This window comes from Enterobacter sp. AG326 (assembly GCF_004362415.1).
GTDB lineage: Bacteria > Pseudomonadota > Gammaproteobacteria > Enterobacterales > Enterobacteriaceae > Enterobacter > Enterobacter asburiae.
On record NZ_SNXG01000005.1, the window covers coordinates 80,670 to 97,382 of the forward strand.

The following is a 16,713-nucleotide window of genomic DNA, read 5'->3' on the forward strand; positions in this document are numbered from 1 at the left end:
GCGCTTGCAGGCCGGATAAGCGCAGCGCCATCCGGCGCTTTCAGACCGCAGGAAGACACATGACCACCATCGCTCTCATCGACGACCACCTCATCGTCCGCTCCGGCTTTGCCCAGCTTCTGAACCTCGAACCGGATTTCCAGGTCGTGGCCGAGTTTGGCTCCGGTCGCGAGGCGCTGGCGGGCCTGCCGGGGCGCGGGGTACATGTCTGTATCTGCGACATCTCGATGCCGGATCTCTCCGGGCTGGAGCTGTTAAGCCAGCTGCCGAAAGGGCTGGCGACGATTATGCTGTCGGTGCACGACAGCCCGGCGCTGGTCGAGCAGGCGCTCAACGCGGGCGCGCGCGGCTTTCTCTCCAAGCGCTGTAGCCCCGACGAACTGATCGCCGCGGTGCGCACCGTCTCCACCGGCGGCTGCTATTTAACGCCGGATATCGCCATTAAGCTGGCGGCCGGACGTCAGGATCCGCTCACCAGACGCGAGCGCCAGGTTGCGGAAAAACTCGCGCAGGGAATGTCGGTAAAAGAGATTGCCGCCGAGCTGGATCTGTCCCCGAAAACCGTACACGTTCACCGCGCCAACCTGATGGAAAAACTCAACGTCAGCAACGACGTCGAGCTTGCGCGCCGCATGTTCGACAGCTGGCAATGAGTTCCGCTTTTTCACGGCTGATCGCCGTCGTCGCCAGCTTTTTTATCTTCTCCGCCGCCTGGTTCTGCCTGTGGAGCATCAGCCTGCACCTGGTGGAACGCCCCGAGCTGGCGGTGCTGCTGTTTCCCTTCGGCCTACGACTTGGCTTAATGCTCCAGTGTCCGCGCGGCTACTGGCCCGTTTTGCTGGGCGCAGAGTGGCTGATGCTGGTCTGGCTGGCGCAGGAAGTTGCCCTCGCGCATCTGCCCTTATTGATGACCGGAAGCCTGCTCACGCTTCTCCCGGTTGCCCTCATTTCCCGCTATCGCCACCAGCGCGACTGGCGCACGCTGCTGCGTCAGGGGGCGGCGCTGATTGCCGCCGCGCTGCTGCAGTCGCTTCCGTGGGTCGGCGAGAAGGAGATGCTCAATGCCCTGCTGCTGACCCTGACCGGCGGCCTGACGCTGGCGCCAACCTGCCTCGTGATCTGGCACTACCTCACCAGCACCGTGTGGCAGCCGCTCGGCCCGGCGCTGGTTTCCCAGCCGGTGAACTGGCGCGCCCGGCACCTCATCTGGTATCTGCTGCTGTTTGTGGTGAGCCTGTGGCTCCAGCTTGGCCTTCCCGCCGAGCTTTCACGCTTCACGCCGTTTTGTCTGGCGCTTCCAATCATCGCCCTGGCCTGGCACTACGGCTGGCAGGGAGCGCTGATCGCGACGCTGATGAACGCCATCGCGCTGATTGCCAGCCAGACCTGGCACGATCATCCGGTGGATCTGCTGCTTTCCCTGCTGGCCCAGAGCCTGACCGGGCTGCTGCTCGGCGCGGGCATTCAGCGCCTGCGCGAGCTGAACCAATCCCTGCAAACCGAGCTGGCGCGCAACCGCCGTTTGGCGGAGCGTCTGCTGGAAACCGAAGAGAGCGTGCGGCAGGAGGTCGCCCGCGAGCTGCACGACGATATCGGCCAGACCATCACCGCTATCCGTACCCAGGCGGGCATTGTCCAGCGCCTGGCGGCGGAAAACGCGGGCGTGAAGCAGGGCGGGGCGCATATCGAACAGCTTTCGCTGGGCGTCTATGACTCCGTTCGCCGCCTGTTAGGACGGCTGCGCCCGCGCCAGCTTGACGACCTTACGCTTGAGCAGGCAGTGCGTTCCCTGATGCGCGAGATGGAGCTGGAAAGCCGCGGAATAGTCAGCCATCTCGACTGGCGTATTAACGAGCCTGCGCTGAGCGAAGGCCAGCGCGTGACGCTGTTCCGCGTCTGTCAGGAAGGGCTGAACAATATCGTCAAGCACGCCAGCGCCAGCGCGGTCACGATCCAGGGCTGGCAGCAGGACGACAGCCTGAAGCTGATAATTGAAGACGATGGCTGCGGCCTGCCGCCGGGCTCCGGCCAGCAGGGTTTTGGCCTGGCGGGCATGCGCGAGCGCGTCAAGGCGCTGGGCGGCACGCTGAACCTCTCCTGCACCCACGGGACGCGCGTCAGCGTCAGCCTGCCGCTACGGAGTTACCATGTTTAAAACCCCTGCCAGCGCCGCGCCGATTGGCGATAAAGCGGAAATCGACGCCCGCTACCGCTACTGGCGTCGCCATATCCTGATTACCATCTGGCTCGGCTACGCGCTGTTCTACTTCACCCGCAAAAGCTTCAACGCCGCCGCGCCGGAAATCCTCGCCAGCGGCGTGATGACGCGCACCGATATCGGCCTGCTGGCGACGCTGTTTTACATCACTTACGGCCTGTCGAAGTTCTTCTCCGGCATCGTCAGCGACCGCTCCAACGCGCGCTATTTTATGGGCGTTGGGCTGATCGCCACCGGGGTGGTGAACATTCTGTTTGGCTTCTCCACCTCGCTGTGGGCCTTCGCCCTGCTGTGGGCGCTGAACGCCTTTTTCCAGGGCTGGGGCGCGCCGGTCTGCGCCCGCCTGCTCACCGCCTGGTATTCGCGCAACGAGCGCGGCGGCTGGTGGGCAATCTGGAACACCGCGCATAACGTCGGCGGGGCGCTGATCCCGATGGTGGTGGGCGCGGCGGCGCTGCACTACGGCTGGCGCGCGGGGATGATGATTGCCGGTGGCCTCGCGATTGTCGCCGGGCTGTTTCTCTGCTGGCGCCTGCGCGACCGGCCGCAAACCGTCGGCCTTCCGCCGGTGGGCGACTGGCGACACGACGAAATGGAGATTGCCCAGCAGCAGGAGGGCGCGGGGCTGACCCGCAGGGAGATCCTCACCAAATACGTGCTGAAAAACCCGTACATCTGGCTGCTGTCGCTCTGCTACGTGCTGGTCTACGTGGTGCGCGCGGCCATCAACGACTGGGGCAACCTGTACATGTCCGAGACGCTCGGCGTGGACCTGGTGACCGCCAACTCGGCGGTGACGATGTTCGAGCTGGGCGGGTTTATCGGCGCGCTGGTGGCGGGCTGGGGATCGGACAAGCTGTTCAACGGCAACCGCGGTCCGATGAACCTGATTTTCGCCGCCGGGATTTTGCTCTCCGTCGGCTCGCTGTGGCTGATGCCGTTCGCCAGCTACGTGATGCAGGCGGCGTGCTTCTTCACCACCGGCTTTTTCGTGTTTGGCCCGCAGATGCTGATCGGCATGGCGGCGGCGGAATGTTCCCACAAAGAGGCGGCAGGCGCGGCGACGGGCTTTGTCGGGCTGTTTGCCTACCTTGGCGCATCGCTCTCCGGCTGGCCGCTGGCGCGGGTGATCGACGTCTGGCACTGGAGCGGTTTCTTTGCGGTGATCGCTATCGCGGCGGGGATCTCCGCGCTGCTGCTGCTGCCGTTTTTGAACGCGCAGGCGCCGCGCGAGGTGAGCGAAGCGTGATGAGCCTCACCTTTTCGCCCCGAGTGGCGCAAAACTAGGAAATTTTCCCGGTTTTACCTGGACGCTGTCTCAGGCATCTCTCCCGGCTGATTTTTACAATGCCTGCCATTCGCAGGTAAAAATCAGCTCAGGAGCAAACCATGCTGGCCTTCCTCAACCAGGTGCGCAAGCCGACCCTGGATCTGCCGCTCGACGTGCGGCGCAAGATGTGGTTCAAACCGTTCATGCAGTCCTATCTGGTGGTCTTCATCGGCTACCTGACCATGTACCTGATCCGCAAAAACTTTAACATCGCGCAGAACGACATGATCTCAACCTACGGGCTGAGCATGACGCAGCTGGGGATGATTGGCCTGGGCTTCTCCATCACCTACGGCGTGGGTAAAACCGTCGTTTCCTACTACGCGGACGGCAAAAACACCAAGCAGTTCCTGCCGTTTATGCTGATCCTCTCCGCCATCTGTATGCTCGGCTTCAGCGCCAGCATGGGCGCGGGCTCCGTCAGCCTGTTCATGATGATCGCCTTCTACGCCCTGAGCGGCTTCTTCCAGAGTACCGGCGGGTCGTGCAGCTATTCCACCATCACTAAATGGACCCCGCGCCGCAAGCGTGGTTCCTACCTCGGCATGTGGAACATCTCCCACAACCTCGGCGGTGCCGGTGCGGCTGGCGTAGCGCTGTTCGGCGCAAATTACCTGTTCGACGGCCACGTGATCGGCATGTTTATCTTCCCGTCGATTATCGCCCTGATCGTCGGCTTTATCGGCCTGCGCTACGGCAGCGACTCCCCGGAATCTTACGGCCTCGGCAAAGCCGAAGAGCTGTTCGGCGAGGAGATCAGCGAAGAGGACAAAGAGACCGAAGAAAACGAGATGTCCAAATGGCAGATCTTTGTTGAGTACGTGCTGAAAAACAAAGTGATCTGGCTGCTGTGCTTCTCAAACATCTTCCTCTACGTGGTGCGTATCGGCATCGACCAGTGGTCGACCGTGTATGCCTTCCAGGAGCTGAAGCTTTCTAAAGAAGTGGCGATTCAGGGCTTCACCCTGTTCGAAGTGGGCGCGCTGGTCGGCACGCTGCTGTGGGGCTGGCTCTCTGACCTCGCCAACGGCCGTCGCGCGCTGGTGGCCTGCGTCGCGCTGGCGCTGATTATTGCCACGCTCGGCGTCTACCAGCACGCCAGCAACCAGTACGTTTACCTGGCGTCCCTGTTCGCGCTCGGCTTCCTGGTGTTTGGTCCGCAGCTGCTGATCGGCGTGGCGGCAGTCGGTTTCGTCCCGAAAAAAGCGATCGGCGCCGCCGATGGGATTAAAGGCACCTTCGCGTACCTGATTGGCGACAGCTTCGCCAAGCTGGGCCTGGGGATGATCGCCGACGGCACGCCGATTTTCGGCCTCACCGGCTGGGCGGGCACCTTCGCGGCGCTGGATGCGGCAGCGATCGGCTGTATCGTCCTGATGGCGATGGTCGCGGTGCTGGAAGAACGTAAGATTCGCCGTGAGAATCGTGCGCAGAAATTAAAAACAGCCTGAGTGTGCAGGTAACTTCTTTGCCCGGTGTGTGATGCCGGGCTTTTTTATATTGACCCCGACGGCGTTAACTCCTCTTCTCCCAATTCTTCAACATCTTTTCCGTTCACTATTATGGTGCCACCCGCTGTCGAGGCGCTGCGTTTCCCGCTATGATGAGCGGCTATTCATAGGAGAACGCATGGTCTGGATAATGCTGGCAACGCTTGCCGTGGTGTTTGTGGTGGGATTTCGCGTCCTGACCTCAGATTCCCGCCGCGCCATCAAACGTTTAAGCGAGCGTCTGGGGATCACCCCGATGCCGGTTGAGTCGATGATCGACCAGTTTGGTAAAACGTCGGGCAATGAGTTTATCCGCTACCTTGAGCGGCCGGACGAGGCGCATTTGCAAAATGCGGCGCAGGTGCTGCTCATCTGGCAGGTCTGCATTGTCGACGGCAGCGAAGAGAACCTGCATACATGGCACCGTATGCTGCGTAAAGCCCGCCTTGCCGCACCGATTACCGATGCGCAAATTCGTCTGGCGCTTGGCTTTATGCGCGAGATGGAGCCCGATCCGCAGGAGCTAAACGCCTTCCAGCTACGCTATAACCAGCTCTTCCTGCCAGAAGAGGGCGTGTTTTACCTGCATTAAGACGTTTTTCCGCACAGGATATTTTGAGCGTTAAGAATCTCTTCTCTGTTTTCATTGAGGCGGGTGGCGGCATAGATATCTATGTTTAACCTTTTTGCCTCCGCGCCCGTGAGTTCACGGTAGCAAAGACCTTCCTGATTAAAGGTGCATTTCGACTGAGGCAGCAGCGCAAATCCTTTCCCTCTTGCGATACGGCTTAGCATCACAAGGGTATCATCCGGCTCTTTTATCCGCTTCAGCGGCGTTTTCAGCGTCTCAAAGTAGCTTTCGCATTTGTCGTAAAATGACGGGTTGGCGCTTCTGGAAAACCAGAAAATGGGAAGATCGCTAATGTCCTCCAGCGCGACTTTCTCTTTCAGGCTGGCAGGATGTAAAGAGGGCATTGCGATGAGCAACGGTTCCTGGCAGACCCAGCGGTATTGAACAATGTCTTCATGACCCGTTCCTTTTTCACCGGTCAGCACCAGATCCAGCATATTTTTAGACAGGCTTTGCAGCAGTTGGGCTGACGTCAGGTCCGGCGTTTCGACATCATCTTCCGCGTTCATTTTTTGAAGCTGGGTGTTCACGGGTTCTATGTATTCAAAATTAAGCGTCCGCGTGAGTCCGATACGCAGGTTCGTTTCAGAAGAGTGCGGGTCTTCTTTTAAGCTTCTGATGTCTTTGAGTATTTTTTCAGCCTGAACCACCAGCGCACGGCCTGCGTCAGTGAGGCTAACGTCATGCGTGCTGCGGCTGAACAACTGACGTTTCAGAACCGCTTCAAGGCATTTTATCTGACGCGTCAATGGCGGTTGAGTCATGCGTAGACGTTCGGCAGCCTTACGGAAGTTCAGTTCATGTGCGACAGCGAGAAAGCATTGTAATTGTTTGATACTGGGCAGGTTATTGCTGATTAAATGTTCTGCTGTGGCCATACGTCAGTCCTGAATGCGAAAAGGTATTAAGTCTTTTTTTCGATTTCGATATTACACGCTAACGCTATGAAGAAAAACCTAATTTAATAGTAATACAAAAAGTATATTACAAATTTAATAATTCCACTTATGCGCTGAGCTGATAAATTAATTTCTGTTTTTTCTTATTTTTAATTAAAAGGATATCTCTGTTCTAAAGTATTCCGAAGAAACTATGTACGGTTCTCAGAAATATCATCGTTGGCCCGAAGATATTGATTATCCCGTTTGCGGGTAACAACATTCAACATTTATCCAATTCGTAAAAAATCTACTGATTATTATATTGAGGTGGCGATTATGGCTGTAGAACGTTTTCCGCAAAAAATGACCTTAAAGTCATGGCTTGCTTTATTTATTCTGGCTATTTCAACGTTTACGATTGTTACCACTGAACTGGCGCCAGTAGGTTTATTAACGCCCATTGCTGATGGGCTACAGTCATCGGAGTCCGCGGTGGGCATGACCGTGTCTCTTTATGCCTGGGTGGGGGCGTTAAGTGCGCTGTTTGCTTCAGTTTTTTTAGGGAATGTGTCCAGGAAGCGGCTTTTACTCGTGCTCACCATGGTGCTTCTGATCTCCAATGTCATGGCCGCAACGGTAACGAGCTACAGCATGCTGCTTAGCGCTCGCGTACTGGGTGCACTTGCGCATGGCGCATTCTGGGCGATGATCGGCACGACGGCGGTAGCCATCGTACCTGTCAGATATATTGGGGCGGCGACGTCAATCGTATTTGGAGGCGTTTCCGCAGCAAGCGTTTTTGGCGTGCCGGTATCTAACTATATTGGTATTCACTTCGGCTGGCGGCAGGCATTTTGGATAATGGCCGCGCTGAGCGTAATTGCCTTTGCGGGCATTAGCGTTCTTATTCCCCACATTACCAGTAAAAGTGCGCTTGGACTGGATGCGTTAAAGAGTGTGTTGAAATCGTCTACCTTATGGAAAATATATTTAGCAACCATGCTGGCTGTGACGGCCCATTTTGCCGCCTTTACCTACATTGAACCCTGGCTGCATATGCAGAGTTTACTGCCAAACGCCTTTATTCCTGCTGTGCTTTTTGTTTACGGTATTTCGGGTCTGGCCGGTAATCTCCTGACCGGCGTGTTGATTGATAAGTATCTTAAGTTGATGGTCTCTATATCTGTACTATTGATATGTGCCGTGCTGTTCATCCTGGGCCTGTCAGGATCATCGCTCTCTGCTGGGCTGATATTCACCGGCATGATTATCTGGGGTGTGGCCGTGTCAGGAATATTTGTCGGCTTCCAGACGTGGATTTTACGTATGGCAGAGGATAAAACCTTCCCGGCCTCTGCAATCTACGTGTCATTTTTCAATACTGCCATTGGTATCGGCGCGTCAGCAGGTGCCTGGATAGTTTCATCATTTTCTCTGCCGCTCCTGTATATCGTCGCCGCCACGGCCATCGGCCTTTCCGTTCTGCTTGTCGTGTTTATCCCTGCCACGTTGACCGCAAAACAATCCCGGATGGAGAAATCGTATGAGTCCAGTTAATGTCCGCATAAAGAATGGATGAAAAATAATCATTGCCGACAACGAATAAAAAAACCGGGGAAGCCCGGTTTTTTTATTTTCACGATGAGGTATCAGGCATTCACGCCCTTCATACCCTCGGCAGAATAGCGATCGCCTTTAATCTCTATCCGGCGATGCAGGTTGTTCAATAATTCAATGTCACTCTTCTCAAGCATAATGTCGGCAGCGCGCGCGTTCTCGGCCAGATAGCCGGTGTGCTTAGTGCCCGGGATGGGAACCAGCCGATCGTATTGCGCTAACAGCCAGGCAAGGGCAATCTGACCTGCGGTACAGCCGTATTTCGCCGCCAGCGGGTGGATGACATCGAGCAGCTGGCGATTATGATCGAGGCTGGACTGCATAAAGCGCTCGTTATTTTTACGGAAATCACCCTCTGCAAATTCGCTATTGTTCAGGTATTTTCCCGTCAGGAAGCCTCTGCCAAGAGGTGAGTAGGGCACCAGACCAATGCCTAATTCTTTCACGACCGGCAGAATGCTTTCCTCGATATCGCGTGTCCACAATGAATATTCCGTTTGCAGCGCGGTGACCGGATGTACCGCATGGGCCCGTTGCAGCGTTGACGCCGACACTTCGCAAAGGCCGATGTGGTTAATCTTGCCCTCTTTAACCAGGGCGCGCAGACAATCCATACTCTCTTCGACCGGGGTGGCGTTACTCAGTCTGTGTAGATAAAAGAGGTCGATTCGCTCCACGCCAAGCCGTTTGAGGGACTCATTACAGCAGCGGATGATATAGTCAGGCGTATTGTTGATGGTGCGGGCGTAAGACTCGTCAGGAGAGCGATCGATGCCGCATTTCGTGGCTATTTTGAACTGCTCGCGAGTGCTTTTATCCAGTCCGGCAAGAAAATGACCGATTAGTCTTTCATTATGACCACGCCCATATAAATTTGCGGTATCAATAAACGTCACGTTCAGATCGATGAGGCTGTGCAATACCTGCAGCGAAGCGTTGTCATCAGTCTGGCCATAAAATTCACTCAGACCCATGGCTCCATAGCCGACGGCACTGACGGTAAGATTTTGAGATAAAATACGTGTTTTCATAGGTTCTCCTTTTCAGACGCTATGATTGTTTCACCTCAAATGTGGATACTGAATTTTCATTTTCGTTATGCTGAAAAGGTATCAGTCGACGACGCTCTCCCTCCAGGCTCATTAAAAACGACAAAAGTTGTCAAATCGTTAAATCCGTCACACTTTTGATGATAAACTGCGCGACTTTTCCGCACGTTTTTATCTTCAGGTGACGCCATGACAGAACATTTCCAGCCCACGACCAGACCGCAGACCAAAGAGGTTTCTCGCCCCAACTGGTCGGCCGTTTTCGCCGTGGCGTTCTGCGTCGCCTGCCTGATTACCGTTGAGTTTCTGCCGGTGAGCCTGCTGACGCCGATGGCGCAGGATCTGGGCATTTCCGAGGGCGTGGCGGGGCAGTCCGTTACCGTCACCGCCTTCGTGGCGATGTTTGCCAGCCTGTTTATCACCCAGGTGATTGGCACCATCGACCGCCGCAAGGTGGTCATCCTGTTCAGCGTGCTGCTGACGCTCTCCTGCCTGCTGGTCTCCTTCGCGGAAAGCTTCACCCTGCTGCTGCTCGGTCGCGCCTGTCTTGGGCTGGGGCTCGGCGGCTTCTGGGCGATGTCGGCCTCGCTCACCATGCGACTGGTGCCCGCGCGGACGGTGCCAAAAGCGCTTTCCGTTATCTTCGGTGCGGTCTCTATCGCGCTGGTGATTGCCGCGCCGCTCGGCAGCTTCCTCGGCGGAATTATCGGCTGGCGTAACGTCTTTAACGCCGCGGCGGTGATGGGCCTGCTCTGCATCATTTGGGTGTGGAAAGCGCTGCCGTCCCTGCCGGGCGAAGCGGCGCACCACAAACAGAACATGTTCGCGCTGCTGAAGCGCCCCGGCGTACTGGCGGGGATGACCGCCATCTTTATGTCCTTTGCCGGGCAGTTTGCCTTCTTTACCTATATCCGCCCGGTGTTTATGACCATGGCAGGCTTTGACGTGGACGGCCTGACGCTGGTGCTGCTGAGCTTTGGTATCGCAAGTTTTGTCGGCACCTCGCTGTCGTCCCAGTTCCTGAAACGCTCCCTGAAGGTGGCGCTGGCGGGTGCGCCGCTGGTGCTGGCGGCGAGCGCGGCGGTGCTGGTGCTGTGGGGCAGCGATAAGTGGGTGGCGTCTGCCATCGCGATTATCTGGGGCTTTGCCTTTGCGCTGGTGCCGGTGGGCTGGTCGACGTGGATCACCCGCTCGCTTGCCGATCAGGCGGAAAAAGCCGGGTCGATTCAGGTGGCGGTGATCCAGCTGGCGAATACCTGCGGCGCGGCCATTGGCGGCGTGGCGCTCGACCATCTGGGGCTGACGTCACCGCTGGTGATTTCCGGTACGCTGATGCTGCTGACGGCGCTGCTGGTGGCGGGGAAGGTGAAGGCGAAGTAGTGTTTTTCTCCCTCTCCCGTGGGAGAGGGTTAGGGTGAGGGGACATCAGGCTACGCCGATGTCTGAACCCGTCTTCTCGAATCCATCGAAATCAGCACCACCGACGACACAATCAGCAGCGTCCCCAGCCAGTCCGGCAGGGTGAACGCCACGCCCAGCAAAATCACCGACAGTAACGCGCTGCTCAGCGGCTCGGCGCAGCTCAGAATGCTCGCCTTCGGCCCGCCGATCATCTGTGCGCCTTTCAGATACAGGCTGAACGTCAGCGCGGTGCCAATCACTACCAGATAGAAAAACGCCAGCAGCAGGCTGCCGTCGATCACGAACGTGGTTCCGCGTCCGGCGTAGAACGGCGTCAGCATTAGCCCGGCAATCAACATGCTCCAGCCGACAATCGGCAGCGTGCCGTAGCGGGCGATCAGCGTTGACGGATAGGTGGTGTAAAACGCGGCGGCAAACGCCGATGCGATGCCGAAGAACAGCGCGGCAGGCGAGATGGAGAGCGAGGTTGGGTCGCCGTGGGTGACCAGCAGGAAGGTACCGACAAGCGACGTCATGATGGCCGACAGCACAAACACGCCGGGACGCTTTTTCCGTGCCAGCGCGAACCAGGCCACGATAATGGTTGGTGACAGAAACTGCAGCACGGTAGCGGTCGCAGCGTTGGATTTTTCAATCGTCAGCAGGAAGGTGAGCTGCACGGTGAGCGCGCCGACCAGCGAGAAAATAAGCAGGCTGAGGGCGTCTTTGCGATGTTTGATCACCGAGAAAATCTTGTCGCCGTGAACGAAGGAGAGCGTCAGCAGGATCACGCCGGTAAACAGCAGGCGAACCATGGTCAGGTAAGGCGAAGAAATGTGGCTTTTCTCCATGATGTACTGCGCGCAAACCCCCGAGCTGCCCCATAAAACGGCGGCGATCAGGACGTTCAGCATCCCTTTACGTGTGGAACCCATGTTCTCCCCTGCGATGTTGTCGTTAATTCGGTCAACAGCATAGCATGGTTGTGTGCGGCCTGATGCCCTCACCCCGGCCCTCTCCCACGGGGAGAGGGAGCAAACACTAAAAACGGCAACTCTCGTTGCCGTTTTGCTTCTACCTTGCTTAGAACCACGCCTCCCACATCGCGCCGACGTTGAAGTCGTCGAGCGTTTCGTCTTTGGTATTGTTCACGCGCGCGGTGCGTTCGTTATCCACCTTGCCGCCGGTCACGTAGAAGCGCAGCATCGGGCGGAACTCCGGTCCCATGGCGATAGACATATTCTGCGACAGGGTCAGCTTCCAGCCCTTGTTGTCGCCGCCGTTGTCGTAATCCACGTGCTGCCAGCCCGCTTCCAGCCAGGTGGAGTGAACGTCGTTCCACCAGTGCATTGGGCGCACGATGGCGTTGTAGTTCTTACGGTTGTCGCTCTTATCGCGGCTGTTGTCGTAGTCGTGGAAGGCGAGGATGTACTCCACCTGCGTCGCCTGGGTGAATTTGTACAGCCCTTCGAAGCTGGCGTAGACCGTGGTCAGATCCTCGGTTTTGTTGAACACGCTGTTGTCCGCGTTATCGGAGTAGCGGGCGATCACCTTATTCACGCCGCTGTCGTTGGTGTGGCTAAGCACCACGCCGCCCTGCCACGCGTTCAGACGTTCGTCGCTCTCCACCGCCTTGGAGTCAAAGCCGTAGTTGGCGTACAGCTCCACGTCGATCGGGCCGAGCTTCATGCCGTGGATTTTTGAGGTCGCGGCGTAGTTGCCTTTGTCGCCCGTGCCGGAACCGCCGGTACAGGTGATGCGCGACGGGTTGGCTTCATCTTCCATCACTTCCGGGCTACAGGATTCCACCGCCGCCACGGCGGCCACGTCGAACTGCACGCCGCCGATGTCGAAGTTCTTCACCCCGGCGCCCTGGCCGTCGTGGTTCATCCAGAAGTAATCGTTGATGCCCTGCTGCGGACGCTGGTGGAAGTCACGACCTGCCCAGAAATAGGCGTTCGGGTTGGAGGCCATAATGTTGGTCACCCCCGCGTAGGCTTTTTTCAGGTTAACTTCGTCGCCCCAGTGGTCGATCATCACGTTGATGTCCCAGATGGCGCCGTTTTCACCCTTGAAGGCCTTGGAGAGCTGGAATTCCCCGCCGTTGCCTTCGTTGCCCAGACGACCAATGGCGGACGCGCCGTTGTAGGAGCCGTCCACCGCCACGTATTTCTGATCGGCGGCCTGGAAGTGCGCGCCGTAGCGGGCGTAGCCGGTAAATTTAATCCCGAACGGGATCGCCATATCGGGGGACTGCGCCGCGCTTTGCGGCTCGGTTACCACGTCCGCTTTTTTCGCGACCGCCGCATCCATTTTGGCCTGGCGCTCGGCCAGGGCTTTATCCACCGCTTTCGCCACAATGGCGTCGATTTGCTCCTGGGTGAATTCCTGCGCGAGCACGGAAATTGGGCAAAGCGCGGCGATAACCGCCATGGTTAATGGAAGTTTTTTAATCGTATTCATGGTTATCTCAATATAGTTTAATTTTATTCAGACAATAACCATCCCGCTCCGATCTGACAGAGTATGTCGCTATCATCAGAACAAGTGGATCTCTATTTAGGGTACAGAGGTATTACAGTAATTATTTCGCCATAGACTATCTCTGATATAAATGAATAATTTCTTCGGACAGTTCACGCGCTAATAAGGAATTCATTAAGTGATCCTGCGCGTGCACCATAATTAAAGTCATCGGCTGGCGGCCTTCGCCCGCATCCTGCTCGATCAGTTTGGTCTGCATCTTGTGCGCCTGGCGCGCGTAGCCGTCGGCTTCGCGCAGCAGGCTTTTGGCCTCGTCAATGTTGCCCTGACGCGCCGCGTGCAGCGCTTCAAAGCACAGGCTGCGGGACTGTCCGGCATTGACGATAATTTCCATTACGGCTTCTTCTAATGCGATCATCATCATTACTCTTTATCAAAGCTATTATTTAACGCGGTGGCGGCAAACCACTCTCCGCTTTTCTTAATGGTGCGTTTTTGCGTCTCTAAATCGAGCTGGATAAATCCGTAGCGATTTTTATACGCGTTGCACCACGACCAGTTATCAATAAACGTCCACATATGGTAGCCAAGACAATTGCACCCTTCGCTAATACCCTTATGCAGCCAGGCTAAATGTTCGGAAATAAACTCGATGCGGTACCGATCGTTAATCTGGCCGTTTTCAATAAAGCGCTGCTCGTTTTCGACGCCCATGCCGTTTTCAGAAATAAAGCAGCGAGGGTTGCCGTAATTGTCGCGCAGGTTGACCAGAATATCGTAAATACCCGGCTCGTAGATTTCCCAGCCGCGGTACGGGTTCATCTTGCGGCCCGGCATCTCGTAGCTATCAAAGAACCACTCCGGCATAAACGGCGCCTGCGGGTTCACCGCGCTGTCGCGACACTTCACGCGACGCGGCTGATAGTAGTTCACGCCGAGCAGGTCGATTTTCCCTTCCGCAATCAGGAAACCGTCTTCCGGTTTACAGGCGGGTAATTGATCGCAGGATTTCAGCAGCGCGACCAGGTCCGCCGGGTATTCGCCGCGCAGGACCGGGTCGAGGAAGCTGCGGTTAAACATCAGGTCCGCGATGTGCGCCGCCTTCACGTCCGCCGGGTTCTGCGAGCGCGGGTACGACGGCGTCAGGTTCAGCACGATGCCAATCTCCCCGGCGTAATGCCCGGCGCGGTAGGCCTGCACCGCCTTCGCGTGGGCCAGCACGGTGTGATACGCCACGGTGGCCGCCCGACGAAAATCCACCACGTTCGGATAGTGGAAGTCGTACAGATAACCGCCTTCCACCGGCACGATCGGCTCGTTGAAGGTAAACCAGTGCAGGACGCGATCGCCGAACAGCTCGAAGCAGATCTGCGCATAGCGGGCGTAGGCGTCCACCACGTCGCGGTTTTCCCAGCCGCCGATTTCCTGCATCGCCATCGGCATGTCGAAGTGGAACAGGGTAATAAAAGGCGTGATGCCCTGTTCATTCAGCTCATCAATGACCTGATTGTAAAAATCGACCGCCTCCGGGTTCACTTCACCGATACCGTCGGGGATCAGGCGTGCCCAGCTAATCGAGGTGCGAAAGCTGTTGTGGTTCAGCTGCTTTAACAGCTGAATATCCGTTTTCCAGTGCTGATAGAACGTGGAGGTCTGCTGCGGCCCCACGCCGTTGTGAAAACGGTTCGGCTCGCGGGCAAACCAGTAATCCCACGTGGTTTCCCCCTCTCTTGCCCCTTCCGTCTGGAGAGCGGAGCTTGCGCTGCCCCACCAGAAATTATCGGGAAATGCGTATTTCATAACTCTTCCTCTTTGACTTAATTGCTGGCGGTCTCGGCGGCGCCGACGGTTGCCTGGGCTTTCTGCTCTTCGTTTTTGATGAGCGTACGCTCATAGGCGCGCAGGAACGGCAGGTACATCAGCGCGGACATCACCATACAGACCAGGCACATCACCACCGGGCTGAGCGCCCAGTTCGCCGCCCATGACGCACCAATCGGTGCGGGGGTGGTCCACGGGGTCAACGACACAACCTGCGCCAGCCAGCCGAGCTTCGTTGCACCGTACGCCAGGCAGGCGTTGACCAGCGGAACGCACACGAACGGGATAAACAGCATCGGGTTCATGATGATCGGCGCGCCGAACAGAATCGGCTCGTTGATGTTAAAGAAGCTTGGCACCACGCCCATTTTGCCGATGGTGCGCAGGTGGGTAACGCGGCTGCGCAGCAGCAGGAACGCCAGCGGCAGCGTGGAGCCTACGCCGCCAATCAGCAGGTAGTGATCCCAGAAGCCCTGCAGGTAAACGTGCGGCAGCGCCGCACCGGCCGCCAGCGCCGCCTGGTTTGCGGAGAGGTTCGCCATCCAGAACGGGTTCATGATGCCGGTGACGATCAGCGAGCCATGAATACCGGCGAACCAGAAGATCTGGCACAGCAGCACGGAGAGCAGAATGGCGGGCAGGGAGTCAGACGCGGACACCAGCGGCTCCAGCAGGTGCATGATCGCCTGCGGGATAATCATCCCGGTCTGCGCTTCGATGAACAGGTTCAGCGGGTGCAGCGTGCCGATCACCACCATCACCGGGATCAGGATCTCAAACGAGCGCGCCACGCCGGTCGGCACTTCCTTCGGCAGGCGAATGGTCACGTTGTTCTGCTTCAGCCACGCGTAGACGCGGGTGGCGTAAATGGCGGTGATCAGCGCGGTGAAGATGCCCTGACCGGAGAGATACTGGGTCGAGATCTTGCCGTCGGCATAGGGCGCGGCGACCAACAGGAAGGCCATAAAGGCCAGCAGGCCGGACATCACCGGGTCGAGGTTAAACTGACGCCCCAGGCTTGCCCCAATTCCCACCGAGATGAAGAAGGTCATCACGCCCATGCTGAGGTTAAACGGCAGCATCAGCTGCTCGCGGTAGGTCTGGGAGAAATCCAGCCAGCCGCGGGCGAAGCTGTTGGTGGTATCCGCCGAGAACGGCGGGAAGATGAACACCAGCATAAACGAGCCGATGATCATAAACGGCAGCGCGGCGGTAAAGCCGTCGCGGATGGCAATCACATACTTTTGCTGGCCCAGCTTGGCGGCCAGCGGGGTAATTGACTGCTCAATCACCGCGACCATGGATTGATATAACGAACTCATGTGAACACCTTTTAGTGTGCCGCTTCGATGAGCGACAGAGCATAGTCCAGTACCTTATCGCCACGCTGCATGCCGTAATCCATCATGTCGATGGGCTGTACCGGAATGCCTTGCGTCGCCGCCTTGTCTGAGAGTGTCTTTAACATGTATTTCACTTGCGGTCCGAGAAGGACAACCTGGTATTGCGGAAACTGCGTATCAAATTCGGAAACACCGTACGCATCAATCTTCACCGGCAAACCACGTTCTTTCGCGACATCGACCATTTTGCTGACCAGCAGGCTGGTGGACATCCCGGCAGAGCAGCACAGCATAATCTTGAACATCGACAACCATCCTCTAAATGTAAAAAGTTATTGCGAGGATGATTGGACATTATACGGAAACCGGTTTCCATTCATAAAAGACAGAAGTGTGATACCCATCAAGATCCCTTACTTATGAGGCTAATTAACCGGATGTGGGTCAC

At 57.1% G+C, this 16,713-nt stretch carries 15 protein-coding genes; 7 read left to right on the forward strand and 8 right to left on the reverse strand.

Features of this window, described 5'->3' with window-relative positions:
- The first annotated feature begins 59 nt into the window (after positions 1–59).
- The 5 genes from uhpA to DFO52_RS16365 all read left to right on the forward strand — a co-directional run bounded on the left by uhpA (position 60) and on the right by DFO52_RS16365 (position 5,630).
- On the forward strand, positions 60–653 hold the full coding sequence (gene uhpA / locus DFO52_RS16345) for a transcriptional regulator UhpA (RefSeq protein WP_133550778.1): 594 nt from the start codon (positions 60–62) through the stop codon (positions 651–653).
- On the forward strand, positions 650–2,155 hold the full coding sequence (uhpB, locus tag DFO52_RS16350; RefSeq protein ID WP_047646742.1) for a signal transduction histidine-protein kinase/phosphatase UhpB: 1,506 nt from the start codon (positions 650–652) through the stop codon (positions 2,153–2,155). Before uhpA ends, uhpB begins: the two co-directional genes overlap by 4 nt.
- Positions 2,148–3,467 carry an MFS transporter gene (locus DFO52_RS16355; protein ID WP_029741418.1) on the forward strand — a complete coding sequence of 440 codons (1,320 nt, stop codon included), beginning with the start codon at positions 2,148–2,150 and terminating at the stop codon, positions 3,465–3,467. The genes uhpB and DFO52_RS16355 overlap by 8 nt, the downstream gene beginning before the upstream one ends.
- A gap of 140 nt (positions 3,468–3,607) precedes the next feature.
- Complete coding sequence (gene uhpT, locus DFO52_RS16360) at positions 3,608–4,999, forward strand: hexose-6-phosphate:phosphate antiporter (RefSeq protein ID WP_023333957.1); 1,392 nt, start codon at positions 3,608–3,610, stop codon at positions 4,997–4,999.
- Positions 5,000–5,177: 178 nt separating this feature from the next.
- Complete coding sequence (locus DFO52_RS16365; protein WP_047646739.1) at positions 5,178–5,630, forward strand: DUF1198 domain-containing protein; 453 nt, start codon at positions 5,178–5,180, stop codon at positions 5,628–5,630.
- Here DFO52_RS16365 and DFO52_RS16370 read toward each other — a convergent pair.
- Entirely contained in the window at positions 5,627–6,547 is a 921-nt protein-coding gene (locus DFO52_RS16370) for a LysR family transcriptional regulator (RefSeq protein WP_133550779.1), read from the reverse strand. The genes DFO52_RS16365 and DFO52_RS16370 overlap by 4 nt on opposite strands.
- 339 nt (positions 6,548–6,886) lie before the next feature.
- Here DFO52_RS16370 and DFO52_RS16375 point away from each other — a divergent pair, with 339 nt between their 5' ends.
- The gene (locus DFO52_RS16375; protein ID WP_166642367.1) at positions 6,887–8,107 is read left to right on the forward strand and encodes an MFS transporter; all 1,221 of its coding nucleotides are present in this window, start codon (positions 6,887–6,889) and stop codon (positions 8,105–8,107) included.
- A gap of 92 nt (positions 8,108–8,199) precedes the next feature.
- Here DFO52_RS16375 and DFO52_RS16380 read toward each other — a convergent pair whose 3' ends face one another.
- Complete coding sequence (locus DFO52_RS16380; protein WP_133550780.1) at positions 8,200–9,198, reverse strand: aldo/keto reductase; 999 nt, start codon at positions 9,196–9,198, stop codon at positions 8,200–8,202.
- Positions 9,199–9,405: 207 nt separating this feature from the next.
- Here DFO52_RS16380 and nepI point away from each other — a divergent pair, with 207 nt between their 5' ends.
- The gene (nepI, locus tag DFO52_RS16385; protein WP_133550781.1) at positions 9,406–10,596 is read left to right on the forward strand and encodes a purine ribonucleoside efflux pump NepI; all 1,191 of its coding nucleotides are present in this window, start codon (positions 9,406–9,408) and stop codon (positions 10,594–10,596) included.
- A 50-nt stretch (positions 10,597–10,646) separates the two neighbouring features.
- Here nepI and DFO52_RS16390 read toward each other — a convergent pair whose 3' ends face one another.
- The 6 genes from DFO52_RS16390 to DFO52_RS16415 all read right to left on the reverse strand — a co-directional run bounded on the left by DFO52_RS16390 (position 10,647) and on the right by DFO52_RS16415 (position 16,570).
- A complete protein-coding gene (locus DFO52_RS16390; RefSeq protein ID WP_029741863.1) occupies positions 10,647–11,552 on the reverse strand; it encodes a DMT family transporter in 906 nt (301 codons plus the stop codon).
- Positions 11,553–11,700: 148 nt separating this feature from the next.
- On the reverse strand, positions 11,701–13,080 hold the full coding sequence (locus DFO52_RS16395; RefSeq protein WP_059347362.1) for a carbohydrate porin: 1,380 nt from the start codon (positions 13,078–13,080) through the stop codon (positions 11,701–11,703).
- A 136-nt stretch (positions 13,081–13,216) separates the two neighbouring features.
- On the reverse strand, positions 13,217–13,519 hold the full coding sequence (locus tag DFO52_RS16400) for a PTS lactose/cellobiose transporter subunit IIA (RefSeq protein ID WP_029741865.1): 303 nt from the start codon (positions 13,517–13,519) through the stop codon (positions 13,217–13,219).
- 5 nt (positions 13,520–13,524) lie between these two features.
- A complete protein-coding gene (locus DFO52_RS16405; protein WP_133550782.1) occupies positions 13,525–14,901 on the reverse strand; it encodes a glycoside hydrolase family 1 protein in 1,377 nt (458 codons plus the stop codon).
- A 17-nt stretch (positions 14,902–14,918) separates the two neighbouring features.
- On the reverse strand, positions 14,919–16,244 hold the full coding sequence (locus DFO52_RS16410) for a PTS sugar transporter subunit IIC (RefSeq protein ID WP_038417741.1): 1,326 nt from the start codon (positions 16,242–16,244) through the stop codon (positions 14,919–14,921).
- Positions 16,245–16,255: 11 nt separating this feature from the next.
- Positions 16,256–16,570: a PTS sugar transporter subunit IIB gene (locus DFO52_RS16415; RefSeq protein ID WP_010426508.1), complete on the reverse strand. Its 315-nt coding sequence runs from the start codon at positions 16,568–16,570 to the stop codon at positions 16,256–16,258.
- Positions 16,571–16,713 lie beyond the last annotated feature (143 nt).

Coding starts and splice junctions, on each gene's coding strand:
- uhpT (WP_023333957.1), top strand. CDS start 3,608: ATGCTGGCCTTCCTCAACCAGGTGCGCAAGCCGACCCTGGATCTGCCG.
- DFO52_RS16415 (WP_010426508.1), bottom strand. CDS start 16,570: ATGTTCAAGATTATGCTGTGCTGCTCTGCCGGGATGTCCACCAGCCTG.
- DFO52_RS16390 (WP_029741863.1), bottom strand. CDS start 11,552: ATGGGTTCCACACGTAAAGGGATGCTGAACGTCCTGATCGCCGCCGTT.
- DFO52_RS16410 (WP_038417741.1), bottom strand. CDS start 16,244: ATGAGTTCGTTATATCAATCCATGGTCGCGGTGATTGAGCAGTCAATT.
- DFO52_RS16405 (WP_133550782.1), bottom strand. CDS start 14,901: ATGAAATACGCATTTCCCGATAATTTCTGGTGGGGCAGCGCAAGCTCC.
- DFO52_RS16395 (WP_059347362.1), bottom strand. CDS start 13,080: ATGAATACGATTAAAAAACTTCCATTAACCATGGCGGTTATCGCCGCG.
- DFO52_RS16365 (WP_047646739.1), top strand. CDS start 5,178: ATGGTCTGGATAATGCTGGCAACGCTTGCCGTGGTGTTTGTGGTGGGA.
- DFO52_RS16355 (WP_029741418.1), top strand. CDS start 2,148: ATGTTTAAAACCCCTGCCAGCGCCGCGCCGATTGGCGATAAAGCGGAA.
- DFO52_RS16375 (WP_166642367.1), top strand. CDS start 6,887: ATGGCTGTAGAACGTTTTCCGCAAAAAATGACCTTAAAGTCATGGCTT.
- uhpA (WP_133550778.1), top strand. CDS start 60: ATGACCACCATCGCTCTCATCGACGACCACCTCATCGTCCGCTCCGGC.
- uhpB (WP_047646742.1), top strand. CDS start 650: ATGAGTTCCGCTTTTTCACGGCTGATCGCCGTCGTCGCCAGCTTTTTT.
- nepI (WP_133550781.1), top strand. CDS start 9,406: ATGACAGAACATTTCCAGCCCACGACCAGACCGCAGACCAAAGAGGTT.
- DFO52_RS16400 (WP_029741865.1), bottom strand. CDS start 13,519: ATGATCGCATTAGAAGAAGCCGTAATGGAAATTATCGTCAATGCCGGA.
- DFO52_RS16380 (WP_133550780.1), bottom strand. CDS start 9,198: ATGAAAACACGTATTTTATCTCAAAATCTTACCGTCAGTGCCGTCGGC.
- DFO52_RS16370 (WP_133550779.1), bottom strand. CDS start 6,547: ATGGCCACAGCAGAACATTTAATCAGCAATAACCTGCCCAGTATCAAA.